This is a genomic window from Mycobacterium sp., assembly GCF_035697385.1.
Taxonomy (GTDB): Bacteria; Actinomycetota; Actinomycetes; order Mycobacteriales; family Mycobacteriaceae; genus Mycobacterium.
Map to the genome: position 1 here is coordinate 1 of NZ_DASSCY010000068.1, position 25,572 is coordinate 25,572.

26 protein-coding genes and 1 pseudogene are annotated in these 25,572 nt (G+C 65.6%); 11 read left to right on the forward strand and 16 right to left on the reverse strand.

Going from position 1 to position 25,572, the window contains the following annotated elements:
• Nucleotides 1-726 (reverse strand): annotated as a pseudogene (locus VFH65_RS06275) (hypothetical protein); the annotation flags it as partial.
• A gap of 31 nt (nucleotides 727-757) precedes the next feature.
• Nucleotides 758-1,549, reverse strand: a complete 792-nt coding sequence (locus VFH65_RS06280; protein ID WP_353320322.1) for a (2Z,6E)-farnesyl diphosphate synthase — start codon at nucleotides 1,547-1,549, stop codon at nucleotides 758-760.
• A 55-nt stretch (nucleotides 1,550-1,604) separates the two neighbouring features.
• Here VFH65_RS06280 and trhA point away from each other — a divergent pair, with 55 nt between their 5' ends.
• Nucleotides 1,605-2,345, forward strand: coding sequence for a PAQR family membrane homeostasis protein TrhA (gene trhA, locus VFH65_RS06285; RefSeq protein ID WP_353320292.1), 741 nt, complete (start codon nucleotides 1,605-1,607; stop codon nucleotides 2,343-2,345).
• Nucleotides 2,346-2,396: 51 nt separating this feature from the next.
• On the opposite strand, the gene VFH65_RS06290 is transcribed toward trhA, so the two are convergent.
• The 4 genes from VFH65_RS06290 to mca are packed head-to-tail and all read right to left on the reverse strand — an operon-like array spanning nucleotide 2,397 to nucleotide 5,877.
• Complete coding sequence (locus VFH65_RS06290) at nucleotides 2,397-2,768, reverse strand: nuclear transport factor 2 family protein (RefSeq protein WP_353320293.1); 372 nt, start codon at nucleotides 2,766-2,768, stop codon at nucleotides 2,397-2,399.
• A 10-nt stretch (nucleotides 2,769-2,778) separates the two neighbouring features.
• Nucleotides 2,779-4,803 carry a thioredoxin domain-containing protein gene (locus tag VFH65_RS06295; protein ID WP_353320323.1) on the reverse strand — a complete coding sequence of 675 codons (2,025 nt, stop codon included), beginning with the start codon at nucleotides 4,801-4,803 and terminating at the stop codon, nucleotides 2,779-2,781.
• Nucleotides 4,763-4,996 (reverse strand): hypothetical protein, encoded by a 234-nt coding sequence (locus tag VFH65_RS06300; protein ID WP_353320324.1) that lies wholly within the window; start codon nucleotides 4,994-4,996, stop codon nucleotides 4,763-4,765. Before VFH65_RS06300 ends, VFH65_RS06295 begins: the two co-directional genes overlap by 41 nt.
• A gap of 8 nt (nucleotides 4,997-5,004) precedes the next feature.
• Nucleotides 5,005-5,877: a mycothiol conjugate amidase Mca gene (mca, locus tag VFH65_RS06305; protein ID WP_353320294.1), complete on the reverse strand. Its 873-nt coding sequence runs from the start codon at nucleotides 5,875-5,877 to the stop codon at nucleotides 5,005-5,007.
• Nucleotides 5,878-5,994: 117 nt separating this feature from the next.
• Between mca and VFH65_RS06310 the strand changes: the two genes are divergently transcribed.
• The 3 genes from VFH65_RS06310 to VFH65_RS06320 all read left to right on the forward strand — a co-directional run bounded on the left by VFH65_RS06310 (nucleotide 5,995) and on the right by VFH65_RS06320 (nucleotide 7,848).
• Entirely contained in the window at nucleotides 5,995-6,414 is a 420-nt protein-coding gene (locus tag VFH65_RS06310; protein WP_353320295.1) for a DUF4307 domain-containing protein, read from the forward strand.
• Between the two features lie 239 nt (nucleotides 6,415-6,653).
• The gene (greA, locus tag VFH65_RS06315) at nucleotides 6,654-7,148 is read left to right on the forward strand and encodes a transcription elongation factor GreA (RefSeq protein WP_353320296.1); all 495 of its coding nucleotides are present in this window, start codon (nucleotides 6,654-6,656) and stop codon (nucleotides 7,146-7,148) included.
• Nucleotides 7,149-7,185: 37 nt separating this feature from the next.
• Nucleotides 7,186-7,848: a GOLPH3/VPS74 family protein gene (locus tag VFH65_RS06320; RefSeq protein ID WP_353320297.1), complete on the forward strand. Its 663-nt coding sequence runs from the start codon at nucleotides 7,186-7,188 to the stop codon at nucleotides 7,846-7,848.
• Between the two features lie 10 nt (nucleotides 7,849-7,858).
• On the opposite strand, the gene VFH65_RS06325 is transcribed toward VFH65_RS06320, so the two are convergent.
• Nucleotides 7,859-9,013 carry a cystathionine gamma-synthase gene (locus VFH65_RS06325; protein ID WP_353320298.1) on the reverse strand — a complete coding sequence of 385 codons (1,155 nt, stop codon included), beginning with the start codon at nucleotides 9,011-9,013 and terminating at the stop codon, nucleotides 7,859-7,861.
• A 55-nt stretch (nucleotides 9,014-9,068) separates the two neighbouring features.
• Between VFH65_RS06325 and VFH65_RS06330 the strand changes: the two genes are divergently transcribed.
• Nucleotides 9,069-10,241 (forward strand): acyl-CoA dehydrogenase family protein, encoded by a 1,173-nt coding sequence (locus VFH65_RS06330; RefSeq protein WP_353320299.1) that lies wholly within the window; start codon nucleotides 9,069-9,071, stop codon nucleotides 10,239-10,241.
• Nucleotides 10,242-10,327: 86 nt separating this feature from the next.
• Here VFH65_RS06330 and VFH65_RS06335 read toward each other — a convergent pair whose 3' ends face one another.
• The 5 genes from VFH65_RS06335 to VFH65_RS06355 form a co-directional block, all read right to left on the reverse strand.
• Nucleotides 10,328-11,347 carry a hypothetical protein gene (locus tag VFH65_RS06335; RefSeq protein WP_353320300.1) on the reverse strand — a complete coding sequence of 340 codons (1,020 nt, stop codon included), beginning with the start codon at nucleotides 11,345-11,347 and terminating at the stop codon, nucleotides 10,328-10,330.
• A gap of 157 nt (nucleotides 11,348-11,504) precedes the next feature.
• Complete coding sequence (locus tag VFH65_RS06340) at nucleotides 11,505-12,125, reverse strand: RDD family protein (RefSeq protein WP_353320301.1); 621 nt, start codon at nucleotides 12,123-12,125, stop codon at nucleotides 11,505-11,507.
• Nucleotides 12,056-12,685 carry an RDD family protein gene (locus VFH65_RS06345; RefSeq protein WP_353320302.1) on the reverse strand — a complete coding sequence of 210 codons (630 nt, stop codon included), beginning with the start codon at nucleotides 12,683-12,685 and terminating at the stop codon, nucleotides 12,056-12,058. Before VFH65_RS06345 ends, VFH65_RS06340 begins: the two co-directional genes overlap by 70 nt.
• Nucleotides 12,686-12,925: 240 nt before the next feature.
• Nucleotides 12,926-14,320, reverse strand: a complete 1,395-nt coding sequence (locus VFH65_RS06350; RefSeq protein ID WP_353320303.1) for a cystathionine beta-synthase — start codon at nucleotides 14,318-14,320, stop codon at nucleotides 12,926-12,928.
• 29 nt (nucleotides 14,321-14,349) lie between these two features.
• Nucleotides 14,350-15,405 (reverse strand): alpha/beta hydrolase, encoded by a 1,056-nt coding sequence (locus tag VFH65_RS06355; protein ID WP_353320304.1) that lies wholly within the window; start codon nucleotides 15,403-15,405, stop codon nucleotides 14,350-14,352.
• A 195-nt stretch (nucleotides 15,406-15,600) separates the two neighbouring features.
• Here VFH65_RS06355 and VFH65_RS06360 point away from each other — a divergent pair, with 195 nt between their 5' ends.
• Both VFH65_RS06360 and VFH65_RS06365 read left to right on the forward strand, forming a co-directional pair.
• Nucleotides 15,601-16,590 carry an SGNH/GDSL hydrolase family protein gene (locus tag VFH65_RS06360; RefSeq protein ID WP_353320305.1) on the forward strand — a complete coding sequence of 330 codons (990 nt, stop codon included), beginning with the start codon at nucleotides 15,601-15,603 and terminating at the stop codon, nucleotides 16,588-16,590.
• 33 nt (nucleotides 16,591-16,623) lie between these two features.
• The gene (locus VFH65_RS06365; RefSeq protein ID WP_353320306.1) at nucleotides 16,624-17,841 is read left to right on the forward strand and encodes an acetyl-CoA C-acetyltransferase; all 1,218 of its coding nucleotides are present in this window, start codon (nucleotides 16,624-16,626) and stop codon (nucleotides 17,839-17,841) included.
• Nucleotides 17,842-17,905: 64 nt separating this feature from the next.
• Here the strand turns inward: VFH65_RS06365 and VFH65_RS06370 are convergent, their stop codons facing one another.
• On the reverse strand, nucleotides 17,906-18,757 hold the full coding sequence (locus VFH65_RS06370; protein ID WP_353320307.1) for a hypothetical protein: 852 nt from the start codon (nucleotides 18,755-18,757) through the stop codon (nucleotides 17,906-17,908).
• 144 nt (nucleotides 18,758-18,901) lie between these two features.
• A complete protein-coding gene (locus tag VFH65_RS06375; RefSeq protein WP_353320308.1) occupies nucleotides 18,902-19,747 on the reverse strand; it encodes a Bax inhibitor-1/YccA family protein in 846 nt (281 codons plus the stop codon).
• Nucleotides 19,748-19,900: 153 nt separating this feature from the next.
• Here VFH65_RS06375 and VFH65_RS06380 point away from each other — a divergent pair, with 153 nt between their 5' ends.
• From VFH65_RS06380 to VFH65_RS06395, 4 genes are read left to right on the forward strand one after another with little or no spacing between them, the layout of a single operon-like run.
• Nucleotides 19,901-20,935, forward strand: coding sequence for an enoyl-CoA hydratase/isomerase family protein (locus tag VFH65_RS06380; protein ID WP_353320309.1), 1,035 nt, complete (start codon nucleotides 19,901-19,903; stop codon nucleotides 20,933-20,935).
• Nucleotides 20,935-21,708, forward strand: a complete 774-nt coding sequence (locus VFH65_RS06385; RefSeq protein WP_353320310.1) for an enoyl-CoA hydratase — start codon at nucleotides 20,935-20,937, stop codon at nucleotides 21,706-21,708. The genes VFH65_RS06380 and VFH65_RS06385 overlap by 1 nt, the downstream gene beginning before the upstream one ends.
• A 9-nt stretch (nucleotides 21,709-21,717) precedes the next feature.
• On the forward strand, nucleotides 21,718-23,415 hold the full coding sequence (locus tag VFH65_RS06390; RefSeq protein ID WP_353320311.1) for an alpha/beta hydrolase: 1,698 nt from the start codon (nucleotides 21,718-21,720) through the stop codon (nucleotides 23,413-23,415).
• A gap of 11 nt (nucleotides 23,416-23,426) precedes the next feature.
• Nucleotides 23,427-24,326: an arginase family protein gene (locus VFH65_RS06395; RefSeq protein WP_353320312.1), complete on the forward strand. Its 900-nt coding sequence runs from the start codon at nucleotides 23,427-23,429 to the stop codon at nucleotides 24,324-24,326.
• Here the strand turns inward: VFH65_RS06395 and VFH65_RS06400 are convergent.
• Nucleotides 24,323-25,000, reverse strand: a complete 678-nt coding sequence (locus VFH65_RS06400; protein ID WP_353320313.1) for a ThuA domain-containing protein — start codon at nucleotides 24,998-25,000, stop codon at nucleotides 24,323-24,325. The two genes, VFH65_RS06395 and VFH65_RS06400, sit on opposite strands and share 4 nt — an antisense overlap.
• Nucleotides 24,997-25,560 carry a VOC family protein gene (locus tag VFH65_RS06405; RefSeq protein WP_353320314.1) on the reverse strand — a complete coding sequence of 188 codons (564 nt, stop codon included), beginning with the start codon at nucleotides 25,558-25,560 and terminating at the stop codon, nucleotides 24,997-24,999. Before VFH65_RS06405 ends, VFH65_RS06400 begins: the two co-directional genes overlap by 4 nt.
• Nucleotides 25,561-25,572: the final 12 nt, after the last annotated feature.

Consider the following 25,572-nt stretch of genomic DNA (forward strand, 5'->3'; position numbering starts at 1 on the left):
CGCGGTCTCCTGTCCCGACACGGCCAGGCCGATCAACAGCTGCCCGCCGAACAGCAGCGCCACCACGGCCGTCGCCGCGAACGACCGCAGCATGTCTGCGCGCAGAGCCTGACCTTCGTCGAACGCGTCCCCGATGGCCACCGCGATGCCCAGCAGAGCGACGTCGAATCCAGTGGACGCCAACGCAAGCCAGCTCGGCACCAGCCCGAGCGGGATGATCAGGATCGCGTTGCCAAGCGCGAAGAACAGCGTCGCGATGACGACGAAAGTCACGACCGGTTGCGGTGGTTTGACCAACACGGCCTTCACCAGCGCGCCCAGCGTGGACAGCGAGATCGCCGCGATCATCACCCAATGCCCAAGGCGCAGCGGGCCTTCCACGCTGCCCGCCAGCGCGGCACCGACGAACGCCAGCGTGGCCACCCCGGCCACCAGCGCGATCTCGCCGGCACGGCTGCGCCACGTTTCGTAGGACCGGGACAGCTCGACGAGCACCGCGAACCACGCGATGCCCGGCACGGCGACCAGATAAATCTCGATGCGGCCCAGAATTTCTGACCCGCTCGCCCCACTTTCGATCCGAACGGCGTCCAGCGCGACCACCGACGCGAAGCTCGTCAGGCCGATCGAGGCCAGCACCAGGACGGGCTTACGGGGGTCACGGGCCAGCAGGTAGAGGCCCAACCACCAGCTGAGCGCAAAGACCATCGCTGACAGCGCAGCCATCACTCAAGTGTGTCATGCGCTGTGGCGGGAATTACATGCCGTAGCGGCGGTGGCGCACGGTGTAGTCGCGCAGCGCACGCAGGAAGTCCACCCGCCGAAACGCCGGCCAGTAGGCCTCCGTGAACCACATCTCCGAATAGGCGCTCTGCCACAGCAGGAACCCGGAGAGGCGCTGCTCCCCCGACGTGCGGATGACGAGGTCGGGGTCGGGCTGCCCGGACGTGTAGAGGTTCTCCGAGATGGCGTCGATGTTGACGGCCTCGATCAGCTGGTCACCGGTCGCGCCGTTGGCCAGTTCCTTGCCAAGCAGGGCACGGACGGCGTCGACGATCTCCTGGCGGCCGCCGTAGCCGACCGCGAGGTTGACGTGAAATCCGCTGCCGTTGCCGTTCGTCGATTCGACGGCGTCGCGCAGCCGTCGCGCCGGCTCCTCGCCGATTAGCTCGAGATCGCCGACCGTGCGCACACTCCACCGGTTGACGGGGGCGCAGATCTCCTCGACGACATCGGTGATGATCTCGATGAGCGACGACAGCTCATCGGCATCGCGCTGCAGGTTTTCGGTGGACAGCAGATAGACGGTGGCCATCTCGACACCGGATTCCTGGCACCAGCGCAGCATCTCGGCGATCTTGCGGGCACCCATCCGGTAGCCGTAGCTGACGTCGTCGTGACCCTCGTCACGTGCCCATCGTCGGTTACCGTCGCACAGCACCGCGATGTGGCGGGGCAGTTCGGATTTGGACCGCGCCAGTTCCTGGCGCAACCGCATCTCGTAGAGCCGGTAGGCCGGTTCCTTGAGCCGCGGGGGAATGATGTCCACGAAGATCCAGACTACTGTGGCCATCGAGAAGCCCCATGGCATTAGTGGAGGTGAAATGACAGCTCGCACCGACACAACCGATCACGGGCAGGTACGCACACCGCACGGGCACGCCGAAGACTTCCCAGAAGCCGTCGTCGACGGCGTCGAAAAGTTCCTCCACAAACCGCGGGCGCGCGGCTGGATCCACGTCTACGCCGCCGTGGTGGCCTTCATCGCAGGCGCTGCACTGGTGGCGGTGTCGTGGTCGCTCGACTCAGCCCGCGCCGGGATCGCCACCCTGATCTACACGTTCACGATCGTGGCGATGTTCGCGGTCAGCGGCACCTATCACCGCGTGCATTGGACATCTCCGACGGCCCGCAAGTGGATGAAGCGCGCCGACCACTCGATGATCTTCGTCTTCATCGCGGGCAGCTACACCCCGTTCGCCCTGCTCGCACTGCCGCAAAGCGACGGCATGCCGTTGCTCTGGATCGTCTGGAGTGGGGCACTCGCGGGCGTGCTCCTCAAGATGTTCTGGCCGTCGGCGCCGCGCTGGGTCGGCGTGCCGCTGTATCTGCTGCTGGGCTGGGTCGCGGCCTGGTTCATCGTGCCGATCATGCACGGCGCTGGCGTGGCGGCGTTGGTGCTGTTGGCTGTCGGCGGGGCGCTCTACAGCATCGGCGGCGTGCTCTATGGGCTCAAGTGGCCGAACCCGTGGCCGACGACGTTCGGCCACCACGAGTTCTTCCACGCGTGCACCGCGGTGGCGGCGATCTGCCACTACATCGCGATGTGGTTCGCCGTCTTCTAGTGACTTGTGGAGCGTGACCGGCGCCGTGCGCCGGTGCGGCGCCACAAATCGCTAGGTCTGGGTGACGTTTTCCGGGCCCCAGTAAGCCTTCATCGACGCGATCTTGCCTTCGTCGTCGAACGTCATGACGCTGATGATGTCGATTCGCATGCCGTTGTCGCCGAAATCGATTGCGAGCGTCCAGTGGAACGCCGCCTCGTTGCCGAGCGCGCGCAACGTCACGACATCGGTTTGGGCTTTCACGTTTTCGAGACTGGTGTAGAAGCCGCGGACCGCAGCGCGGCCGATGTGTACCTCTCCCCCGACCGGATCCTCGACGGTCGCGTCGTCGGTGTAGAGGGCGGCGATGTCGTCCGCCTGCCCCTTGCTGACGAGTTCGAGGTAGTGGGTGACGGTCTGCGTGATCTGCTCGGCGCTCGGCATGGCGTCGAAGCTACACGCGAGCACCCAGCGCGGCAGCCAGTTGCTCGGTGGTGGTCACCGGCAGATCGCAGACTCGGCCGCGACACACGTAGGCGGCGTCGGCGCCATCGACCCGGTCACGGTCACGCAACAGCTCCGCGGAGTTCACCGGACCGCCGATGACGACGGCACCGCCGGGTGCCATCGTGCGCGCCGCGGCGAGCAGCTCCGATCGCAGTGGATCACAGGCAACCGCGATCTGGATGGGCCCGCGCACGGCGGCCTCGGCGACGGCGAGCCAATGTCCACCCGAACGCGGCAGCCGCGCCAGGATGGGACTCGCGCTGGCCAGCGTCGCGTCGGCCGCTTCCGCGTAGCGCTCCACACGTTCAGCGGGCGCCAAATGGGCCGCCAGCTGCAGGGCCTCGGCAATCGACGACGCGCCCGACGGGGTCGCGCCGTCCACCGGGTCGGCGGGCCGCACCATCAGCTGCTCGGCATCGTCGGCGCTGTCGTACCAGCGGCCAGGCCGGTCCGGATCGGTGAAATGGTCCAGCGCAACGTCGATCAGCGCCGTCGCCGCGTCAAGCCAGGACGCCTCGCCGGTCAGCTGATGCAGCGTCAGCAGCCCGGTGGCCAGCATCGCGTAGTCCTCGAGGATTGCCGCGCTGCCGCCGACCCGGCCACCGAGGCTGGCGCGGCGCAACCGGCCGTCGACGAGGTGCAGGTCCAACAGCCCGCGGGCGCATTGCGTTGCCGCATCCAGCAATTGGGGATCATCGAGCGCCACAGAAGCCTCTGCGAGCGCGGTGATCGCCAGCCCGTTCCATGCGGTGACGACCTTGTCGTCGCGGCCGGGCTGCGGCCGGTTGAGCCGAGCGGCGAACAGCGCCGTGCGCACCCGCTCGAAACGCTCGAGATCGTCGGGGTCGCTCAAGAGTTGCAGCACCGAGCTGCCGTGCTCGAACGTTCCGGCGTCCGTGACGTTGAAAACCGATGCGGCCCAATGTCCGTCGTCGTCGCCCAGTACTTCACGCAACTGCGCTGGCGTCCAGACGTAGGTCAGACCCTCGTGGCCGTCGGTGTCAGCGTCCAGCGACGAGGTGAGCATCCCGCCGGCGCCAAGCTCGTCGAGCATGAAGCGCGCCGTCTCACCGGTTACCCTGCGCGCCAACGGGTTCGATGTACAACGGGCCCAGTGTGCGTACACCCGCAGCAGCAGCGCGTTGTCGTAGAGCATCTTCTCGAAATGCGGCACCACCCATGACGCGTCGACGCTGTAGCGGGCGAACCCGCCTGCCAGCTGGTCGTAGATGCCGCCGCGGGCCATCGCATCGCAGGTCCGCTCGACTGATTCCAGCGGCAGTATGTCGCCGGTCCGTTCGTGGCTGCGCAGCAGCGCTTCCAGCAGCGCCGACGGCGGAAACTTCGGTGCGCCACCGAATCCGCCACGTTGCACGTCCTCGTCCTGCAGCACCGCGGCGACAGCGTGGTCGCACAGCGCCGGCTGCACGGGCGGCCCACCGCCTGGCAACCCGGAGGCCATCGACCGCAACTCGTCGGCGATGCGATCGGACGCCTGCTCCACGTCGTCGCGCCGGGTCCGCCACGTTTCGGAGACTGCGGCGAGCAACTGCAGGAAGTTCGGCTTCGGGTAATAGGTGCCGCAGAAGAACGGCCTGCCGTCGGGAGTCAGGAAGCAGGTCATCGGCCAGCCACCTTGACCCGTCAACGCGACAGTGGCGTTCATGTAGACCGCGTCCAGGTCCGGCCGCTCCTCGCGGTCCACTTTGATGCAGACGAACCCCTCGTTCATCGCGGCCGCAACCTGCTCGTCCTCGAACGACTCGTGGGCCATCACGTGGCACCAGTGGCAGGCGGCATACCCGATCGACAGCAGGATGGGCACGTCCCGCGACGCCGCCTCGGCGAGCGCCTCCGGAGTCCACTGCTGCCAGTGCACCGGGTTGTCGGCGTGCTGGCGCAGGTAGGGGCTGGTCGCCTCGGTGAGCGTGTTAGCCACCGGGCTCCCGCTTCGGGTCCTCGGCTGTCGGATCCGATTCGGGCTGCTCGGGGTCGAACGACTCCGGCAGCTTGCGCAGGTGCCGGTTCATCGACCGGACCAGAAAGAACGTGCCGATCATCAGCAGCACGACGATCAACAACCCGACGGGGCTGGCCTTGCCGAAGTCCGGGCCCGTATCGCGGGGCTGGCCCTCCTCGGCGAGCAAGCCGACGATGAGCATCATCGTGTCGTTCACGTGTCGTTCTCGATTCCGGCGAAAAGGTCGGTCTCCGGCAGGGATACCCGCACCCGTGCCCGGGCAAGCTCGTACTCCTCAGTCGGCCACAGCCGTTGCTGCCATTCGGTGGGTGCGCGGAAGAAGTCCCCATTGGGATCGATCTGCGTCGCATGAGCACGCAGGGCGTCGTCGCGCTGGGTGAAGTACTTCGAGCATTCGATGCGCGTCGTCACCCGGTGCTCGAAGATGTCATGGTCAGGATCCCAGTGTTTGAGCCACTTCTCGAACGGGCCCTCCTGGCCGTGCTTGGCGAACTCGTCCTGCAGGAGTTGCATGCGCTTCCGCAGGAAACCGTGGTTGTAGTAGAGCTTCTTCACTTCCCACGGCTCGCCGGCGTCGGGGTACAGCAGATAGTCGGCGGCGGCCTCGTAGGCAGCCACCGAAACCTGATGGCAGCGGATGTGGTCGGGATGCGGATAACCGCCGTTCTCGTCGTAGGTGGTCATCACGTGCGGCTTGAACTTGCGGACCACGCGCACCAGCGCCTCTGTCGGCTCTTCCAGCGGCACCACACCGAGGCAGCCGTCCGGCAGCGGCGGTGGCGGATCGCCCTCGGGAAGACCTGAGTCGACGAAGCCGAGCCAGTGGTGCTCGACGCCGAGGATCTCGGCGGCCTTGGCCATCTCGTCACGGCGAATCTCGGCCATCCGGCCGTGTACCTCTGGCAGGTCCATCGCCGGATTGAGGATGTCGCCGCGCTCACCACCGGTCAGCGTGACCACGAGCACCCGGACGCCTTCGTCGGCGTAGCGGGCCATGGTGGCGGCACCCTTGCTGGACTCGTCGTCCGGGTGGGCATGCACCGCCATCAACCGCAGTTCGCTCACCCTGCTCCCTCTTACCTGCTCACGTGGTGCGGACACTCTCGAGACGTTTCAACCCGTCGGGGTAGCCCTATAGTTCCAGTTCTGTAGATCCATCTGACCGACGGGCATCAAAACGACATGATCGAGCGTCCGGCCGCCCGCTATGGGCAGCAGCGGCTGTCGCGCCGCAACCGCCGGCGGATCGCCATCGGATTGACCGTGCTGGTGCTCGCGGCGGGACTTGTGATCGCGGTGGTCGCGTCGCAGCGCTTCGGCACCGATGTGAAGGGTGAGCTGGGCGGATACCAGATCGTCGACGACGAGACCGTCGAGGTGACGATCAGCGTCACCCGCGACGACCCGTCACAGCCGGTCGCGTGCATCGTGCGCGCCAGGTCACTTGACGGAAGTGAGACCGGGCGCCGTGAGGTGCTGGTCGGTCCGTCCACGCAGGCAACGGTGCAAGTGACCACGATCGTCAAGGCCAGCCGCCCGCCCGTCGTCGGCGACGTTTACGGCTGCGGAACCGACGTGCCGTCGTACCTGGTGGCCTCCTAGAACACACCGACACAGGCGGCACAACAAACGGCGAACTGCGAAAATGTGAAAATCCGCTGTCTGCGCGGTGGTACCATCGTCAGATACACGGTTCCTGCTGGGACCGTGTATTGCTGCATTTAGTGCGCGGATTACGCGCTGGCGATAGCGGCAATACACGTAACGCAAGCTCCCAGCGCGGTAACACGAGACTTCTTACGCCAAAAGCGCGAGAGCAACGACGAGGGGAGCGCGACGACATGACCGACACCCAGGTCACCTGGCTGACCCAGGAGGCATACGACCGGCTCAAGGCCGAGCTCGACCAGCTGATCGCCCACCGACCGGTCATCGCCGCCGAGATCAACGATCGCCGTGAAGAAGGCGACCTGCGCGAGAACGGCGGCTATCACGCCGCCCGCGAGGAGCAGGGCCAGCAGGAGGCTCGCATCCGTCAGCTGCAGGAGCTGCTGAACAACGCCAAGGTCGGCGAGGCGCCCAAGCAGTCCGGCGTGGCCCTGCCCGGTTCGGTCGTCAAGGTGTACTACGACGACGACAAGAAGGACACCGAGACGTTCCTGATCGCCACCAGGCAGGAAGGCGTCAGCGACGGCAAGCTCGAGGTCTATTCACCGAAGTCGCCGCTGGGCGAGGCCCTGATCGATGCGAAGGTCGGCGAGACCCGTACGTATACGGTGCCGAACGGCAACACCGTCAAGGTGACGCTGGTCAGCGCCGAGCCGTACCACTCCTAAGTCGCGGCGGCGCCGGGGCGCGGTTTACAGTCCGCTCATGGCGCAGATCGCCGAGGACCTCTTTCTGCTGTTGCTGGACAACGCGTCCGCACAGCCCGGTCTCGACCGTCCCCGCCGCGAGCGGGTGTTGTCCGCCGCCGTACTGCTGGATCTGGCGCACGCCTGCCGGATTCGGCCTGCCGTGGCGGGTGAGCCGGTCGAGCCCGGCCGGCTGGTGGCTCTCGCCGTTCCCGGCCCGACGGATCCCGTCGTCGAACCGGCGTTCCAGCTCCTGCAGCGACGACCGCTGCGTCCGGTCACCGCGGTGAAGAGGCTGTCCAAAGATACCCAGGACAACCTCAGCCTTCATCTCGAGCGGACCGGCCAGATCCGGCGAATTCGGTTGCAGTCCAAGCGATTCAGCCATCCGTATGCGTGGCCGCTGACGAACCGTGACCGGGTCGCCCATGCCCGCTCGGCGCTGTTGTCGGCGCTGTTCGACCGCCGGCCACCCACGCCGACCACGGCGGCGATCGTTTCGCTGCTGCATGCCGTCGACGGGCTTGGCGCACTGTTGAGTCTCAATGACCGCGGTTGGCGGTGGGTGCACGCACGAGCGGCCGAAATCGCCAGCGGCAGTTGGGTTGACGAATATCCGACGGCGTTGGCCGAGGTGAATCTGGCCATCACCGCATCCGCGGTCCGGCAGGCGCTGGAGTAATTTCCCCGCGCTAGCGCAGCGCCTGCTCCAGGTCGGCGAGCAGGTCGGCGATGTCTTCGATTCCCACCGACAACCGAACCAGGTCGTCGGGCACCTCGAGTTGCGAGCCCGCAGTGGACGCGTGCGTCATCGCGCCCGGGTGTTCGATCAACGACTCGACGCCGCCAAGCGATTCAGCAAGGATGAAAACCTCTGTGCTGGCGCAGAATTTGCGCGCCGCCTCGGCACCGCCACCCAGCCGGACCGACACCATGCCACCGAAAGCACTCATCTGCTTGGCCGCGACCCGGTGGCCGGGGTGGCTGGGCAGCCCCGGGTACAGCACGGTCTGGATCGCCGGATGTCCGTCGAGGAACTCGGCGACCAGGGCGGCGTTATCGCTGTGCCGCTGCATGCGCAGCACCAGCGTCTTGAGACCTCGCATCGTCAGATAGGCGTCGAACGGCCCTGGCACCGCACCGGCGCCGTTCTGAAGGAAGGCGAATGCCGCGTCGAGGTCTTCGTCGTTGGTAAGCAGCGCACCGCCCACCACATCCGAGTGCCCACCGATGTACTTGGTGGTGGAATGCAACACGATATCGGCGCCGAGCAGCAATGGCTGCTGCAGCGCAGGCGAGGCAAACGTGTTGTCCACCAATACCTTTACATTCGACTCCGCGGCGAGCTGCGCCATGGCTGCGATGTCGGCGATGGACAGCAGCGGGTTGGTGGGCGTCTCCACCCAGATCAACTTGGTATTCGGTGTGATGGCCTCGCGCACGGCGTCGAGATCGGACAGCGCGACGGCGGTGTAGGAGATGCCCCAGTTCGTGAACACCTTGTCGATGAGCCGGAACGTTCCGCCGTAGGCGTCGTCCGGGATGACGACGTGATCCCCCGGGCGCAGCAGCGCGCGCAGCGCACAATCGGTGGCGGCCATACCGGAGCTGAATGCCCGGCCATAGTCGGCCGCTTCGACCGCGGCCAGCGACGCCTCCAGCGCTGCGCGGGTCGGGTTGCCAGTGCGGGCGTACTCGAATCCGCCGCGCAATCCCCCGACGCCATCCTGCGCGAACGTCGAGCTGGCATAGATCGGCGCGTTGACGGCGCCGGTGGCCGGGTCGGGCCGAAAACCCGCGTGGATGGCCTTGGTGGCCAGGCCCTGAAAGCTGTGTTTGTCACTCATCACGGATCAGCCTAACGACGCGTGTGCCGGCGGCGCTGCGGTGTAGACATGGACCATGAGCGCTACCGCCCGGATCGAAGACCTGCTTGACCTCGACTCGTTGCTGACACCCGAGGACATCGAGCTGCGCCAGACGGTGCGCCGCTTTGGTGAACAGCGGCTGCGGCCCTTTATCTCCGAGTGGTTCGAAAAGGGTGAGGTGCCGGTCCGGGAACTGGCATCCGATATCGGCAAGCTCGGGCTGCTGGGCATGCACCTCAAGGGATACGGGTGCGGCGGCTCGACGGCCACCGCGTACGGCCTGGTATGCCAGGAGCTCGAGGCCGTCGACAGTGGCCTGCGCAGCCTGGTGTCGGTGCAAGGTTCGCTGGCGATGTTCGCCATCTACCGATGGGGCAGCGAAGAGCAGCGTAAGCAGTGGCTGCCGGGCATGGCCACCGGCGACGTCATCGGCTGCTTCGGGCTCACCGAGCCCGACTTCGGATCCAACCCCGCCGGCATGCGGACCACGGCCCGGCGAGATGGCTCGGACTGGATCCTCAACGGCTCGAAGATGTGGATCACCAACGGCACGGTCGCCGACATCGCGATCGTGTGGGCGCGCAGCCAGGAGGGCATCGTCGGCTTCGTCGTGCCCGCCGGCACGCCCGGCTTCTCGGCCCGCGATATGACGCACAAGATGTCACTGCGGGCGTCGGTCACCTCGGAGTTGAGCCTCGACGACGTCCGCCTGCCCGCCGACGCGCAGCTGCCAGACGCACTCGGACTGTCCGGTCCGCTCGCCTGCCTGTCGGAGGCCAGGTTCGGCATCGTGTTCGGCAGCGTCGGGGCTGCCAGGGACTGCCTGCAGACCGCGCTGGACTACGTCGGCACCCGGCAAGTGTTCGACAAGCCACTGGCGGGATATCAACTGACGCAGGCCAAGATCGCCGACATGGCCGTCGAACTCGGCAAGGCGCAGCTGCTGGCGCTTCACCTCGGCAGGCTCAAGGATGACGGGAAAATCCGTCCGGAGCAGATCAGCGTCGGCAAGCTCAACAACGTCCGCGAAGCGATCAAGATCGCGCGGCAATGTCGAACTCTATTGGGCGCCAACGGTATAACGCTGGAGTACCCGGTGATCCGGCACGCGAACAACCTGGAGTCTGTGCTGACCTACGAGGGCACGGCCGAGGTGCACCAGCTGGTCATCGGTGAGGCGCTGACCGGTGTCAGCGCCTTCCGATGACGTCAAATGTCAAGGCACACAGCCGATTCGCGCTGAGTAAGCGGTGAGGCGCCGACGGAGTCAGCGCCTCACCGATTGAACCCCTACTACTGTGCTGGGTACGGTGGCGGACCTGCCTGAGGCCCACCCGGCGGGAGCGGCTGCGGGTTGAGCTCCGCGACCTGGCCACCGGTGAGACGACGCCAGGCGTACACCTCGATGAGGGCCACCACCGGAATCGCGACGAACAGGCCGATGCCGCACAACAGTGCGCCGACTATCGCAACGGCGGCGACGACGAGATACGTGAGCAAGACCTGCACGAAGTTGTTCTTGGTGACGTCGAAGCTCGCCTTGATTGCGTCGATCGGCGACAGGTTGCGATCGAGCAGAGCAATGATCGCAAACATGGTGAAGAGAGCGACTGCGAGACCCAGGATGAAGCACAGCGAGCCGATAGAGGCAGCAATACCGATGATCAGGGTCGCGACAATGACGTTGCCGACGTTGCGCGGCTTGAAGAATGACCCGATGGTCACTTCCCTGCCGTTGGCGATGTCCAGCAGGCCGCTGTAGTACGCGGACTGGATCGCTCCCGCCACGACGAAGAGGACGATTCCCCCGAGGACGAGGACGAAGATGCTGGCCGCGCCCAACGACGCACTCGTCGAATACTCGAAGCCATAATCGCTCGACTCGTAGGTGCTGACCGGATCCGGAGCGAGCGCCATCGCAATGCCGAACACGATCCCGGAGAGCAGACCGATGATGAGCCCATAGACGAGCGTCGACACGATGAGCGGGACTGCATTCTTGGTGAATTTGTTCCAAGCCCACGAGAACGCGTCGCCGACGCTGAATGGCTGCTGACCCACTCCACCGCCGTAACCCGCGGGCGGATAACCGCCTTGCGGGGGGTAACCGCTAGGCGGCGGCGGGTAGCCACCCGGTCCCGGCGGCGGCGGATAGCCACCTTGAGACGGCGGCGGCGGGTAACCACCTTGAGACGGCGGCGGCGGGTAACCACCTTGAGGGGGCGGTGGATATCCACCAGGAGGCGGTGGTGGGTAATTACCGGGGGGAGGCGGTTGCGAACCGCCGTAAGGCGGTGGCGGCTGATCGGTCATGGTGCCTTCCAGTGTTGAATTTTGCGCATCTCAGCGCTGGTAACCATAGCCGAGACAAGCGACGCAACAGGGCATTCACGCTCTTTCGAGCAGATTTTTGGGCAGTTTGGATGCTTTACTTCGTCAGCCAGGTGAACAACACCGTCGCCGGTGCTGGCTATCGCGCAGAATCGGGGCTCGGCTCGGCCGATGATCTATTCGGCAGACATACGGTGGACATCAGCTTGTCTGCCAACGTCTGTCGTTTGGTATCCAGCAGTGGCAACAAGTAGCCGATACCGCAACACAGCAGGTCCACGACGTGCACCAGCTGGCGCACAACGGAACGTGTGAAGCCGATCGGGCGCCCCGTTGCCTCCCCCACAACCCTGATTCTCGTCATGGACTTGCCAAGGCTCGAGCCGCTGGCGCCCTGCCGATAGCCGAAATTCCAAATCAGATATGCGATCGCCGACATCCACGTGACGGCGAGCAAGAACACACCAAGCGTGGAAGCGCCGTGACCACAATATTCACCTACGTCCAATGCCGATGTGTCCGACGCACACACCGGACTGCGCGTTACGAACAGCAACCCGTAGCCGGCCGCAGCGAAAACCGCCAGGGGCAATACGTCAATGAACAATGCGCATACGCGCGATAACCACGAGGCGTACAGGATTGCGGAATCGGATGGCGCGCAATCGTTTACTGACGTCATTCCCCACATCAACCGTGGTGATTCAAGCACACCGTGGACATGAGCTTGTCGGCGAACGTCTGCCTCTTGGAATCCCATAGCGGGAAAAAGAAGCCGATCCAGCAGATCGCCGCATCAAGGACGTGCGCGATCTGCCTGACAACCGATAGGGCGAAACCGATTGGTTCACCGGTCTTCTCGCTGACGACGATGGACTTCATGATTGCTTTGCCGATGCTCGAACCACTGGTCCCTTGCCGGTATCCGTAGTTCCAGATGCCATAGGCCACGGAAAGCAGTAACGCGATCCAAAATGATACGAGCCCAAGCACGGACGAACCCGTCGAGCAGAACTCCGCGATGTCATACTCCGACATCTGCGCTTGGCAAGCCGTCTCCTGAGTTCCCATGATCATTCCGAAGCCGATGCCCATCGCGACTAGCACTGGAATTCCGTCGATCAGCGCTGCGGCTACTCGCCTGGCCCAGGGTGTGAACGCCTCTCTCGGCCACGTGATGGCGGGCTCGGGAGGAGGTGGTGGCGGATAGCTGCTCGGTGGTGGTGGCGGATAGCCGCTTTGCGGTGGCGGATAGCCACCCTGTGGCGGGTAGCCACTTGGCGGCGGGTAGTAGTTGCCGGGTGGCGGTTGTTCGGCCATCTCCCACTCTCACGAGTTTCAACCGTTAAGGAAACACTGAGTGTCCGATCGGCAGCTTACGCGGACGACTCCCAGCTAGGGCGCGGCGCGCTTACACCGTTGTCGGCGAAGGTCTGTCGACTGCCTGCCACTGCGGGGACAAAATAGCCGATACCGAGGATGGCCCTGTCGACCGCGTGGCCCAGTTGATGCGTGAATGCAGGGAGGAAACCGCTTGAGTGGCCGGTCTTTTCGCTGACGCTAGCGGCGAGTGGTGCCGTCGGACAGGAAGCCCAACAGGTCGTGGCGAGTGAGGACGCCGACCGGCTTGCCCTCCTCGACCACCATCACCGCGTCGCAGTCGCGCAGCGTCTTGGCAGCGGTACTGACCATCTCACCGGCGCCGATCAGCGGCATCGGCGGGCTCATGTGCTGAGCCACCGCATCGGCCAGCTTGGCCCGGCCCTCGAACACCGCGGACAGCAGTTCGCGCTCGGAGACGCTGCCTGCGACTTCGCCTGCCATCACCGGCGGCTCGGCACCCACGACCGGCATCTGTGAGACGCCGTACTCCCGCAGGATGCCGATCGCATCGCGAACGGTCTCCGACGGATGGGTGTGCACCAGGTCTGGCAGCGCGCCTGACTTGCGCCGCAGCACGTCGCCGACCGTCGACTCCTCGACAGACCCATCGAGCCGGGTGCGCAGGAATCCGTACGACGACATCCACGCGTCGTTGAAAACCTTTGAGAGGTAACCTCTTCCGCCGTCAGGCAGCAATACGACCACCACCGAGTCGGGCCCGGCGCGTTCGGCGACCTTGATCGCGGCGACGACGGCCATGCCGCACGACCCGCCGACCAGCAGCGCCTCCTCGCGGGCAAGGCGTCGGGTCATCTCGAACGAGTCGGCGTCGGACACCGCGATGATCTCGTCCGGCACGGTCGGGTCGTACGCCGACGGCCAGAAGTCCTCCCCGACGCCCTCGACCAGGTACGGCCGCCCGGTGCCGCCGGAGTACACCGATCCCTCGGGGTCGACTCCGACGATGCGCACCTTCCCGTCGGACACTTCTTTGAGGTAGCGGCCTGCGCCGGTGATCGTCCCGCCCGTGCCAACGCCCGCGACGAAATGGGTGACCTTGCCGTCGGTATCGGCCCACACCTCGGGACCGGTGGTCTCGTAGTGGCTGGCGGGCCCCATCGGGTTGGAGTACTGGTCGGGTTTCCACGCGCCGTCGATCTCTTCGACCAGTCGGTTGGAGACGCTGTAATAGCTGTCCGGATTGTCGGGCGCGACAGCCGTCGGGCACACCACCACGTCGGCGCCGTACGCGCGCAACACATTCTGCTTGTCCTCGCTGACCTTGTCGGGGCAGACGAAGATGCACTTGTAGCCGCGCTGCTGGGCCACCAGGGCCAGCCCGACCCCGGTGTTTCCGGACGTGGGTTCGACGATGGTGCCGCCTGGCCGGAGTTCGCCGCTGGCCTCCGCGGCGTCGATCATCTTGACCGCGATGCGGTCCTTGGCACTGCCGCCGGGGTTGAGGTACTCGATTTTGGCCGCGACGATGCCGGCGCCGTCGGGAACAACCGAGTTCAGCTGTACCAGAGGGGTATTGCCGATGAGCTCACTGACGTGCCGGGCGATCCGCATACGTCCATGGTCTCAGGCGCGTGCGTGGGCTACCACGTGGCCTCTCGGATGTAGTCGCCAATCTGCCGCAGTGACCTGCTCGCCTCGGATACCGCGGGCGCGGCCAGCTGGAACACGTGCATCTGACCAGGCCAGACCCGGACCTCGACGGGCACACCGGCGGCCGCGAGCAGGTGTGCGGCCTTGCGTGCGTCGCTGACCAGGACCTCGGATCCGGACACGTGGATCAGGGTGCGTGGCAGGCCGGGTTCGATGTGGTCGAGCGGCTCGTAGACCTCTTCGGGCTTCCCGTCGACAACGTGGCGTTCGGCCGCTTCCTTGACCAGCTCGACCAGAGCGGGGAATGCCCGCGCTGGGAACATTGCGTCGCTGCGGATGTTCGGGTGGTTCGCACGGGTCTCGTTGTCGATCTCGAACAGCGGCGACAGCGTGACCATCGCTGCGGGGGCTTCTTCGCCCTCTCGTTGAAGCCGTTCGGCCAGCGCCAACGCCAGATATCCGCCCGCGGAATCGCCGGCCAGCACGATCTGGTCGGGGTCGTAGCCCTTCAGTCGCAGCCACTGGTAAGCGTCATAGCAGTCGTCGAGCGCCATACCCACGGAGTGCTTGGGAATCATCCGGTAGTTGACGACCAGGACCGGGCTGTCCGCGTGGCGCGACAGGGCGGTCACCAGGCGGCCGTGCGAATGCGACCCACACGTCAGGAACGCCCCGCCGTGCATATAGACGATGACGCTGCGCTTGCCGTCGGCGGGCAACACGCCGGGGGCGCGGACCAGCTGTGCCGTGCAGTTCGGCAAAGAAATGGTGGCGCGAACAGTGCCAGGCGTCGGTCGCGCGACCCGCGCGACGAAGTCGACCAGACCCCATGGCCACGGCAGCCGAGGAGCGTAGCTGCCGATTGCTAGGGTCGGCCGAATTGTTAGCAGAGCGGCCAGCGCGGTGAGCCGGCCTGCGATGCTGGGACCGTCCTCGACGACTTCGACGGGCGCCCCGTCGCTTACCGGAAACTTGCGGGGTTTACGCGGTCTAGCTGCGCTGATGTCAGCGCGAGGCGACCTCGATACCTTGCTCGGTGCGGTCATCGCCACCACTTCCTACGTCGTCGTAGTATCGGGTGCGCCTTGTTTACTGGCAAACCCAATTGGCTTAGCTTGACACCCTATAAGCAATTCAACAATCAACGAGTCGAAATCGATACCGCACTTGATACCGCACTGTGATCGCCGATTGGACTTGCCACGCGGGAGAACCCCGCAATTCCCACTTAAACTGTCGATGTGGGCATTCGCGTACGGCGTCGGTCGACGATCGCCTTGGCGGCGGCGGCCGGACTCGCATCAACGGGCTCCGTCTATGTCGGAGCCCGTAACCTGCTGAGCGGCCAGGCTGACCAGGCCCGACGGGTCATCCCCAAGTCGTGGGACATCCCGCCGCGCGCCGATGGCGTGTACACGCCGGGCGGCGGCCCCGTCGAGCGCTGGCATCGCGGAGTGCCGTTCGACCTGCACCTGATGATCTTTGGCGACTCCACCGCCGCCGGCTATGGCTGCCAGAGCGCCGACGAACTGCCCGGCGTACTGATCGCGCGAGGGCTGGCCGAAGCGTCCGGCAAGCGCATCCGACTGAACACCAAGTCCATCGTCGGCGCGACGTCGAAGGGGTTGTCCGGCCAGATCGACGCGATGTTCGTGGCGGGGCCGCCGCCGGATGCGGCGGTGATCATGATCGGCGCCAACGACATCACCAAGCCGAACGGTATCGGCCCATCCGCACGTCGTCTTGGCAGAGCGGTCCGGCGCCTGCGGGCCAGCGGCGCTGTCGTCGTGGTCGGCACCTGCCCGGACTTCGGCGTCATCACCGCGATCCCGCAGCCGCTGCGTTGGGTGGCACGCAGCCGCGGGCTGCGTTTGGCCCGGGCCCAGGCATCGGCCGTCCGCGCGGCGGGCGGCGCGCCGGTTCCGTTCTCCGACCTGCTGGCGCCGCATTTCCGAAAGGCGCCGGAGCAATTGTTCAGCCACGACATGTTCCACCCGTCGGCGGCCGGATACGCACTGGCGGCCAAGCAATTACTTCCGGCGCTGTGTAATGCGTTGGGAGACTTCATCGGTGATATGCCAACCGAGGAGCCGTTGCACACGCGGTCCGGCGACGGCAGTTCATTGCTGGCGCGAGTGGGTGGGCTGAGCCGGTTATGGCGGCGCTCGACCGGGGTCCCCGCGCCTGTGCTGGGGAGGGTGCCCGCGCCCATGGTGGTGCCCGCGGGCTAAGTTCTCCTCTAGCAATCTGATTGAGGAGACGTCATGCCTGAAGCCGTCATTGTTTCGACCGCGCGTTCGCCGATCGGCCGCGCCGCCAAGGGTTCTCTGGTCGATATGCGCCCCGACGACCTTGCCGCCCAGATGGTGCGTGCGGCGCTGGACAAGGTGCCCGCACTGGACCCGCGCGACATCGACGACCTGATGATGGGCTGCGGGCAGCCCGGCGGCGAAGCCGGTTTCAACATCGGCCGCGCGGTGGCCGTCCAGCTTGGCTATGACTTCCTGCCCGGCACGACCGTCAACCGGTACTGCTCGTCGTCGCTGCAGACCACGCGGATGGCGTTTCACGCGATCAAGGCCGGCGAGGGCAACGCGTTCATTTCGGCTGGGGTGGAGACGGTTTCGCGGTTCCCCAAGGGCACCTCGGACGGGTGGCCCGACTCTCACAACCCGCTGTTCGCCGACGCCGAACAGCGCACCGCGCAGTCCGCGGCGGGCGCCGAAGAGTGGCACGACCCGCGTCAGGACGGTGTGCTGCCCGACGTCTACATCGCGATGGGCCAGACCGCTGAGAACGTCGCGCTGCTGACCGGCATCAGCCGCGAGGACCAGGACCACTGGGGTGTGCGCAGCCAGAACCGCGCCGAGGAGGCCATCAACAGCGGCTTCTTCGACCGCGAGATCGTGCCGGTGAAGCTGCCCGACGGCTCGACGGTGAGCAAGGACGACGGCCCGCGCGCCGGGACATCCTACGAGAAGATCAGCCAGCTCAAGCCGGTGTTCCGGCCGGACGGCACGATCACGGCGGGCAACGCCTGCCCGTTGAATGACGGCGCCGCCGCTGTGGTGATCATGTCCGACACCAAGGCGCGCGAACTCGGGTTGACGCCGTTGGCCCGCATCGTCGCGACGGGTGTGTCCGGGCTGTCGCCGGAGATCATGGGCCTTGGTCCGATCGAGGCGGTGCGCAAGGCACTGGGCAACGCCGGCATGAGCGTTAACGACATCGACCTGTTCGAGATCAACGAGGCGTTCGCGGTCCAGGTGCTGGGCTCGGCCCGCGAGTTGGGCATCGACGAGGAGAAGCTGAATGTGTCGGGCGGTGCGATCGCGCTTGGTCACCCGTTCGGCATGACCGGCGCCCGGATCACCGCCACGCTGCTGAACAACCTGGCGACCTACGACAAGACGTTCGGCGTGGAAACCATGTGCGTCGGCGGCGGGCAGGGCATGGCGATGGTCGTGGAGCGGCTCTCCTAGCTTTGGGGGTTGACTCTGCGTCCTGGGCACAAAACAGCGAGTAGCCAACGCCATCACCGCAGAGTCAACTTGTCCGGGCATCCCACGCGCGCTCCACGCGACGCAGCACCTCGGAGGGATGGTGCCGGGCCGCCACCCTGATGTCGAGCCAACCGAGTTCGGCAATGTCCTCCAAACGCCGTATCTCATACGCGAATCTGTCGCGGTCGACGCGATGGTGGTCTCCCTCGTACTCGACTGCGAGCTTGATGTCCTCCCAGCCCATGTCGAGGTAGTACCGCCGACGACCGTCGGGGCTCACAACCGGTATCTGTGTACGTGGTCGCGGATAGCCAGCTCGAATCATCAACAACCGCAACCAGGTTTCCTTCGGTGACTCGGCTCCGGCGTCAACGAGATCGAGCGCCTTCTCAAGCTGGCGGAGTCCACGTGCACGTCGATGCTTACCCGCCAGTTCCTCAACGGCGGAAACCTTGAAATCGGTGGCGCGAGCCAGGGCGTCCAGACGCTCGACTGCGCGTCCGACCCGGTCACGTCTGCCGAGATCGAATGCCGTGCGCTCCGGCGTGGTCACGTTGAGGCCGTTGAGCCGTTGAATTTCTTCCTCGAACAGCATTTCGTCACGAGTCACGACTCCGTGCGGCGCTCTCGCGTTGCGCCAGATCAACTCGACCGGCGAATCGTCGTCGACCCATTTGGTTCCGTGTAACGCCGAAGCGGCGAGCCCGGAAATCACGCCCGCTCGCCGCGACCACAACCACGCCGCGACGGTCCGATCCTGTAGCGACGGCTGCACACGCTTATCCAGATAGATGTTCGGCATGATGGCCCGGTAGTACCTGCGCAGCTCATACCGATTCAGTGCGCCATCCGCCAGTGCATCGCTACCAACAAACGGCCGATAGCCCTCCCCCATGGCGGCAGACTGCCAGCGTTTACCGACGCGAAGCGTTCATTCTGCGCGTAGGACGCAAGACTGTGGATAACTCACGCCCTCAACGCAGACTCAACGCACGAAAAAGCCCGGCACCGTAGTGCCGGGCTTTTCTCGCGATGGCTGCTAGTCGCTGTTGAAGTAGCTCAGCAGCCGCAGGATCTCCAGGTACAGCCACACCAGCGTCACGGTGAGGCCAAGGGCGATGCCCCACGCGGCCTTCTCCGGTGCGCCAGCGCGGATCGCCTGGTCGGCCGAATCGAAGTCGGCCAGGAAGAAGAACGCGGCCAGGCCGATCATCAGCAGCGAGAACAGAATCGCCAGCGGGCCACCGTCGCGCAGCGGTCCCGCTCCGTCGGTGAACAGGCCGACCACCAGGTTCACGAGCATCAGCACCACGGCGCCGAAGCCGGCGGCGACAAGGAAGCGGGTGAACTTCGGCGTCACACGAATGGCGCCCGTCTTGTAAACGACGAGCATGCCGAAGAACACGCCCAGGGTACCCACGACGGCCTGGCTGATGAGCGCGCCGGCGCTGATGCCGGACACCATGAAGTTGGCGACGACGAACGAGAACGCGCCGACCACCAAGCCTTCACAAGCGGCGTAGCTCAGCACGATGGCCGGGTTGTCCTGCTTGCGGCCGAAGATGGCGAAGAGCAACAGCCCGAGGCCACCAAGAGAGCCGACCAGCAAGAACGGCATCGCCAGCCCGACGTTCTGTCCGATCAAGAAGTACGACACGACCGCGACGGCGGTCAGCAGGGCCAGCGTGATGCCGGTCTTGGTGACGACGTCGTCGATAGTCAGCGGCCGGGATACCCCGGTCTGCTGCTGGTCGGGATATTGGGTCACATAGGGGTCGGCATTAACTGCTTGCGCACCGTAGCCGGCGGCTCCGGTACCGAATTGCGCATATCCGCCCGGCTGCTTAGGCAGCGAACGAAATACCGGGTTGCTGGTCTCCCGCACCGTCGGTTCCTCTCCTGATGCTTGAGTTCGACTTGTTGCCGAACACACTCTCAACGATCGACGACCCGGCGACGTTCCCGTCTTACCGGCTCATTCACAGGAAAACATACCCGGGGCTGCCTCACCATGGGCCACGATCTACATTGCATAACTGTGGGTGAAAACGAGGATGTCCTAGTAACTGTTGACCGCGGGGTCGGCCTGGTCACGCTCAATCGGCCCAAGGCGATCAATTCGCTGACCCATCCGATGGTCGATGCGGTTTCGCGGGTGCTTGCCCGGTGGGAGACCGACGACGAGGTCGGCGCGGTCGTCGTGTCGGGCGCCGGCGAGCGGGGGCTCTGCGCAGGCGGCGACATCGTCGCGATTTATCACAGCGCCCGCGCCGACGGTGTCGAGGCCCGCCAGTTCTGGTACGACGAATACCTCCTCAACGGGCACATCGGCCGCTACCCCAAGCCGTACATCGCGCTGATGGACGGCATCGTGATGGGCGGCGGCGTCGGGGTCGGCGCGCATGGGACCGTCCGGGTCGTCACCGACACCACCAAAATGGCCATGCCCGAAGTGGGTATCGGCTTCGTCCCCGACGTCGGCGGCACCTTCATCCTCTCGCGGGCACCCGGGCTGCTGGGCCTGCACGCCGCGCTGACGGGCGCACCGTTCACCGGGGCCGACGCGATAACGCTTGGATTCGCGGACCACTTCGTGCCGCACGACCAACTCGAAGCCTTCACCAAGGCGATCGTGGACGACGGCGTCGACGCTGCGCTTGCCGAGCACGCGACGGAACCGCCAGCCAGTCAGTTGGTCGCCCAACGAGATTGGATTGATCACTGCTACGCCGGCGAGACGGTCGCCGACATCATCGCGGCGCTGCGCGACCACGACGCCGGTCCCGCCAACGACGCGGCCAACCTGATCTCCACCCGCTCGCCCATCTCCGTGTCGGTGGCGCTGGAAGCAGTCCGCCGTGCCGGAAAACTCGACACTCTGGAAGACGTGTTGCGCCAGGAATATCGGACGTCCTGCGGATCGCTACGCTCGCATGATTTGGTGGAGGGAATCCGCGCGCAGGTGATCGACAAGGACCGCAACCCGAAGTGGTCGCCAGCATCGCTGGCGGCCGTGACCACCGCCGACGTTGAGGATTACTTTGCGCCGGCCGACCGCGAACTGGAGTTCTGATGAGCTACGAAGCCATTCTGGTCACCCGCGACGACCGTGTCGGCACCATCACGCTGAACCGGCCGAAGGCGCTCAACGCGCTCAACAGCCAGGTGATGGCCGAAGTGACTACGGCGGCAGCAGAATTCGACGGCGATCCAGGTATCGGCGCGATCGTCATCACCGGAAGCGAGAAGGCGTTCGCGGCGGGCGCGGACATCAAGGAGATGGCCGAGCTGTCGTTCGCCGACGTGTTCGCCGCCGACTTCTTCGCGCAGTGGGGAAAGTTCGCCGCGACGCGCACACCGACGATCGCCGCGGTTGCGGGTTACGCGCTCGGCGGTGGCTGCGAGCTGGCGATGATGTGTGATCTGCTGATCGCCGCCGACACCGCGAAATTCGGCCAGCCCGAAATCAAGCTCGGTGTGCTGCCTGGCATGGGCGGCTCGCAGCGACTCACCCGTGCCATCGGCAAGGCCAAGGCCATGGACCTGATCCTCACTGGGCGCAACATGGATGCCGAGGAGGCCGAACGCGCCGGATTGGTGTCGCGCGTCGTGCCCGCCGACACGTTGCTCGACGAGGCCAATGCCGTCGCGAAAACCATCGCCGGGATGTCGCTGTCGGCATCGCGGATGGCCAAGGAGGCCGTCAACCGCGCGTTCGAGTCCACCCTCACTGAGGGCTTGCTGTACGAGCGCAGGCTCTTCCACTCCGCGTTCGCCACAGACGACCAGACCGAGGGCATGAACGCGTTCACCGAGAAACGTCCGCCGAACTTCACGCACCGCTAATCTGCGTTCGTGACAAATACCGCGGAGGAAACGACCCAGGAGGCACCGCCGCGGGAGGAAACGGCGAAGAAGCCGTGGTGGATTCGCCACTACACGTTCTTCGGAACTGCTGTCGGCCTGGTATTCATCTGGTTCTCGTTGACCCCGTCGCTACTGCCCCGAGGGCCGCTGTTCCAGGGCATGGTCAGCGGCGCGGCCGGTGCTATCGGATACGGCCTCGGTGTGTTCGGGGTGTGGCTGGTGCGCTACATGCGGTCGAAAGACACCAGCCCGCCAGCGCCGCGGGTGGCCTGGATCGCGCTGGTAATCATCGGGATCATCGGCCAGATCTTGATGATCATCTACTTCCACATCTGGCAGGACGAGGTACGCGACCTCAACGGTGTAGCCCGGCTTGGATTCTGGGACCACCCGCTCACCGCCGTGCTGTCCATCGTCGTGTTGTTCGTCTTCGTCGAAATCGGCCAGCTGGTAGGCAGATTGGTGCGCTTCCTGGTGCGCCAACTCGATCGCGTTGCCCCGCCGCGGGTTTCGGCCGTCGTCGTGGTCGCACTCTTGCTTGCGCTGACCATCGCACTGCTCAACGGCATCGTCGTCCGATTCGCGATGAGCACCATCAACAACACCTTCGAAGCGGTCAACGACGAAACCGACCCGGACATCGCCGCGCCGACGTCACGGCTGCGCTCCGGTGGTCCGCAGTCTCTGGTCAGCTGGGAGTCGCTCGGACATCAAGGCCGCGTGTTCATGTCGGCGGGTCCGACGGTCGAGGACCTCACCAAGTTCAACGGTCGCCCGGCGATCGAGCCGATCCGCACCTATGCCGGGCTGAACTCGGCCGACGGCATCAAAGCGACCGCCGCGTTGGCGGCACAGGAGTTGCGGCGTACCGGTGGGCTGGACCGGGCAGTGGTCGCCGTCGCCACCACCACCGGCACCGGCTGGATCAACGAGGCCGAAGCGACGGCGCTGGAATACATGTACAACGGCGACACCGCGATCGTGTCCATGCAGTACTCGTTCCTGCCCAGCTGGCTGTCGTTCCTGGTGGACCAGGAGAACGCCAGGCAGGCCGGGCAGGCTCTGTTCGAAGCCATCGACGCCATGGTCCGCGAAATGCCCGAGGCCGACCAGCCACGGCTGGTGGTGTTCGGCGAAAGCCTCGGCTCGTTCGGCGGTGAGGCGCCGTTCCTTGCCCTCAACAACCTGGTCGCGCGCACCGACGGCGCCCTGTTCTCCGGGCCCACATTCAACAACACGATCTGGACCCAGCTGACCCGCGACCGCGATCCGGGCTCGCCGATGTGGCTGCCCATCTTCGACAAGGGCGAAAGCGTCCGCTTCGCCGCGCGGGCCGACAACTTGAACAGGCCCGACGACCCTTGGGGCACACCACGAGTGGTGTACCTGCAGCACGCCTCCGACCCGATCGCCTGGTGGAATCCCGATCTGCTGTTCGCCGAACCGGACTGGTTGAAGGAACCCCGAGGCTATGACCTCTCCGGACGCATGCAGTGGATTCCGATCGTCACGTTCCTGCAGGTGTCCGCCGACATGGCGGTCGCCGTCGACGTGCCAGACGGCCACGGCCACGTCTATGTCCGCGATGTCGCCAACGCATGGGCCGACATCATGCAGCCACCGGGCTGGACCCCGGAGAAGACCGAAAAGTTGCGGCCGCTTCTGCGTAACGACGAGAACGCCTGACCCCACTACAGATGGTGACACGCGTCATCTACGTACCCTTCAACGCCGCAGGCGTGTCCAGCGGGGTTGCGCGGATGCCGCAAGCCGTCCACTCCGCGGGCGTTGAGCACCGACTCCCTGCGCCGGTCGAGTCCACGTGGATAGAGGTCAGTGGACTGACGCAGCAGCGCGGCCCTTCCGGGCTGGTCAGCGAGGACGCGCTGGCAACCGTCGTCACCGACACCGCAGCGGCGATCGGTGAAACATGGAGCGGTGGACACATTCCCGTCGTCGTGGCCGGTGACTGCACCGTCCTGCTGGCTCCGCTGATCGCGGCGGCTGACCGTTGCGACGCCGGCCTGGTGTTCATCGACGGCCACGAAGACGCCTGGGATCCTCGCGTCACGCCAACGGGAGAAGCCTCTGACTGCGAGATCGGACTAGCCCTCGGATTATTCAATGGACCAACGAGATTGGGGCACGAGCTTCCGTGCCTGCAGCCCGCGAACCTTGTCGTGCTCGGACCCCGCGACCAAGCAGAGATCGCCGACGCCGGTCAGTCCAGCATCCGTGACCGCGTCGCTCACTATCGCAGCGGCGCCCAACTCGCCACCGAACAGTCGTACGCCGAGATTGCCGACGCGGTCGAACAAGCCGCCGCAAGCGCGCCCGCGGGGTGGTGGTGCCACGTCGATCTCGACGTGCTGGATACCGCGTCGCTTGCTGCCGTCGACTATCCACAGCCCGGCGGCTTGACGTGGAACCAGTTGGAAAGCCTCACGGCTGCGTGTCTCAGCGTGCCCGGCTGCCTCGGCGCCAGTGTCGTCATCTACAACCCCGACCTGGACGGCGGGCGCGCCGCCGAACGAATCGCCGATTACGTTGCGTTCATCCGTGATCGACTGGGCGCCGACCACAGGGAAACGCGCTAGAGGCGGGCTTCGCGTCTGTGTCGGGCCGCCCAGGTGATCCCTTGTTTCGTCAGGCGGCGGACGTCCGCGCCCTCGAGGTCCTCGGGGCGGTGTCCGATGGAGTGGTAGAAGACCCGGCCGCTTCCCCAGGTGCGGATCCACGCGACAGGACTGCGCAGACCGTCGAGCCACGCGAAGTGCTCACCGCTGAACGTGGTTTCGGCGAGCACGGTGTTGTTGTGATCGGTGTGCAGGTAGTACTGCTCGGAGGCAACGGGAAAGTCGTTGACGCCCTGAGTGACTGGATGCGTGGCATCGGTAATGCGCACCGTGTAGGGCTGCGGGTATCCCTCACCGGCAGGGTGGGCGACGAAGTCACCACCGAGCATCAGGTGGTAGCGCAGACTGGCCCGGAACGCCGCTGCCGCGCCGTGCCACGCGGCCACCCCCGTGCCTGACTCGACGGCCGACAGCAGGTTGTCCTCTTGGGAATCGGACAGATCCTCGGTGGTCAAAGCGTTGTTCCAGCCGAGGATGATCAAGTCGTACTCTCTCAGATCACGGTCGAGCGAGAAGATGTCCTGCGTCTCCTCGACGTCGTATCCGAGTTCGTCGGTGAGCCCTCGCGTCCATGAAGCCATCGCGTAGGGCTGATGACCGGGCCACCCACCATAGAGATGGAGAACCTTGGTCACTGCTGCGCCTCGACGAGCGGCTCGGCTGCCGGTGGCGCCATCGCCCCGCCGGGAAGACCGGCGTAGAACCGCCCGCCCGGACACGAAGTGAGCTCCATTTGCAGACCCCATGGCGTGAGGAAGTAGAACCAGCGCTGCCCCGCGACCGGGGAACTGTCGGCAACTCCGTTGGGGCCCTCCATGACTCGCACACCCGGGATCGTGGAGACGTAGCGGTGCGCGGCGTCGATATCGTCGACGTAGAACGCCAGGTGGTGGCCGCCGATATCGCTGTTTCGTGGTGGTTCGTCGGATTGTTCGGGCGCGTCATATTGGAAGAGCTCGAGGTTGACCGTTCCCAGCCGCACCATCGCCAGCCGGCACGACGCCTTCGAGTCGACGTTGAGGCGTTGGGTCATACCGTCGCCGTCGTCGGCGAACGGTCCGTCGTAGAACACGCAGGTGCCGCCGAAGTGTGTGGTGAAGAACTGGACCGCCGTCTCGAGGTCGGGCACGGTGAACGCGACGTGATCGACCGAACGCAACGTCGGCACTCCGACGTGCGTTGATTTATCTTGCAACACAGTATCTTC

Bases quoted from the DNA above. Each gene is read 5' to 3' on its own strand.
- VFH65_RS06290 (WP_353320293.1), bottom strand. From the start codon at position 2,768: ATGCCGAGCGCCGAGCAGATCACGCAGACCGTCACCCACTACCTCGAA.
- trhA (WP_353320292.1), top strand. From the start codon at position 1,605: ATGACAGCTCGCACCGACACAACCGATCACGGGCAGGTACGCACACCG.
- greA (WP_353320296.1), top strand. From the start codon at position 6,654: ATGACCGACACCCAGGTCACCTGGCTGACCCAGGAGGCATACGACCGG.
- VFH65_RS06385 (WP_353320310.1), top strand. From the start codon at position 20,935: ATGAGCTACGAAGCCATTCTGGTCACCCGCGACGACCGTGTCGGCACC.
- VFH65_RS06325 (WP_353320298.1), bottom strand. From the start codon at position 9,013: ATGAGTGACAAACACAGCTTTCAGGGCCTGGCCACCAAGGCCATCCAC.
- VFH65_RS06340 (WP_353320301.1), bottom strand. From the start codon at position 12,125: ATGGGATTCCAAGAGGCAGACGTTCGCCGACAAGCTCATGTCCACGGT.
- VFH65_RS06350 (WP_353320303.1), bottom strand. From the start codon at position 14,320: ATGCGGATCGCCCGGCACGTCAGTGAGCTCATCGGCAATACCCCTCTG.
- VFH65_RS06310 (WP_353320295.1), top strand. From the start codon at position 5,995: ATGATCGAGCGTCCGGCCGCCCGCTATGGGCAGCAGCGGCTGTCGCGC.
- VFH65_RS06320 (WP_353320297.1), top strand. From the start codon at position 7,186: ATGGCGCAGATCGCCGAGGACCTCTTTCTGCTGTTGCTGGACAACGCG.
- VFH65_RS06395 (WP_353320312.1), top strand. From the start codon at position 23,427: ATGGTGACACGCGTCATCTACGTACCCTTCAACGCCGCAGGCGTGTCC.
- VFH65_RS06345 (WP_353320302.1), bottom strand. From the start codon at position 12,685: ATGGCCGAACAACCGCCACCCGGCAACTACTACCCGCCGCCAAGTGGC.
- VFH65_RS06330 (WP_353320299.1), top strand. From the start codon at position 9,069: ATGAGCGCTACCGCCCGGATCGAAGACCTGCTTGACCTCGACTCGTTG.
- VFH65_RS06355 (WP_353320304.1), bottom strand. From the start codon at position 15,405: ATGACCGCACCGAGCAAGGTATCGAGGTCGCCTCGCGCTGACATCAGC.
- VFH65_RS06300 (WP_353320324.1), bottom strand. From the start codon at position 4,996: ATGATGCTCATCGTCGGCTTGCTCGCCGAGGAGGGCCAGCCCCGCGAT.
- VFH65_RS06365 (WP_353320306.1), top strand. From the start codon at position 16,624: ATGCCTGAAGCCGTCATTGTTTCGACCGCGCGTTCGCCGATCGGCCGC.
- VFH65_RS06335 (WP_353320300.1), bottom strand. From the start codon at position 11,347: ATGACCGATCAGCCGCCACCGCCTTACGGCGGTTCGCAACCGCCTCCC.
- VFH65_RS06370 (WP_353320307.1), bottom strand. From the start codon at position 18,757: ATGGGGGAGGGCTATCGGCCGTTTGTTGGTAGCGATGCACTGGCGGAT.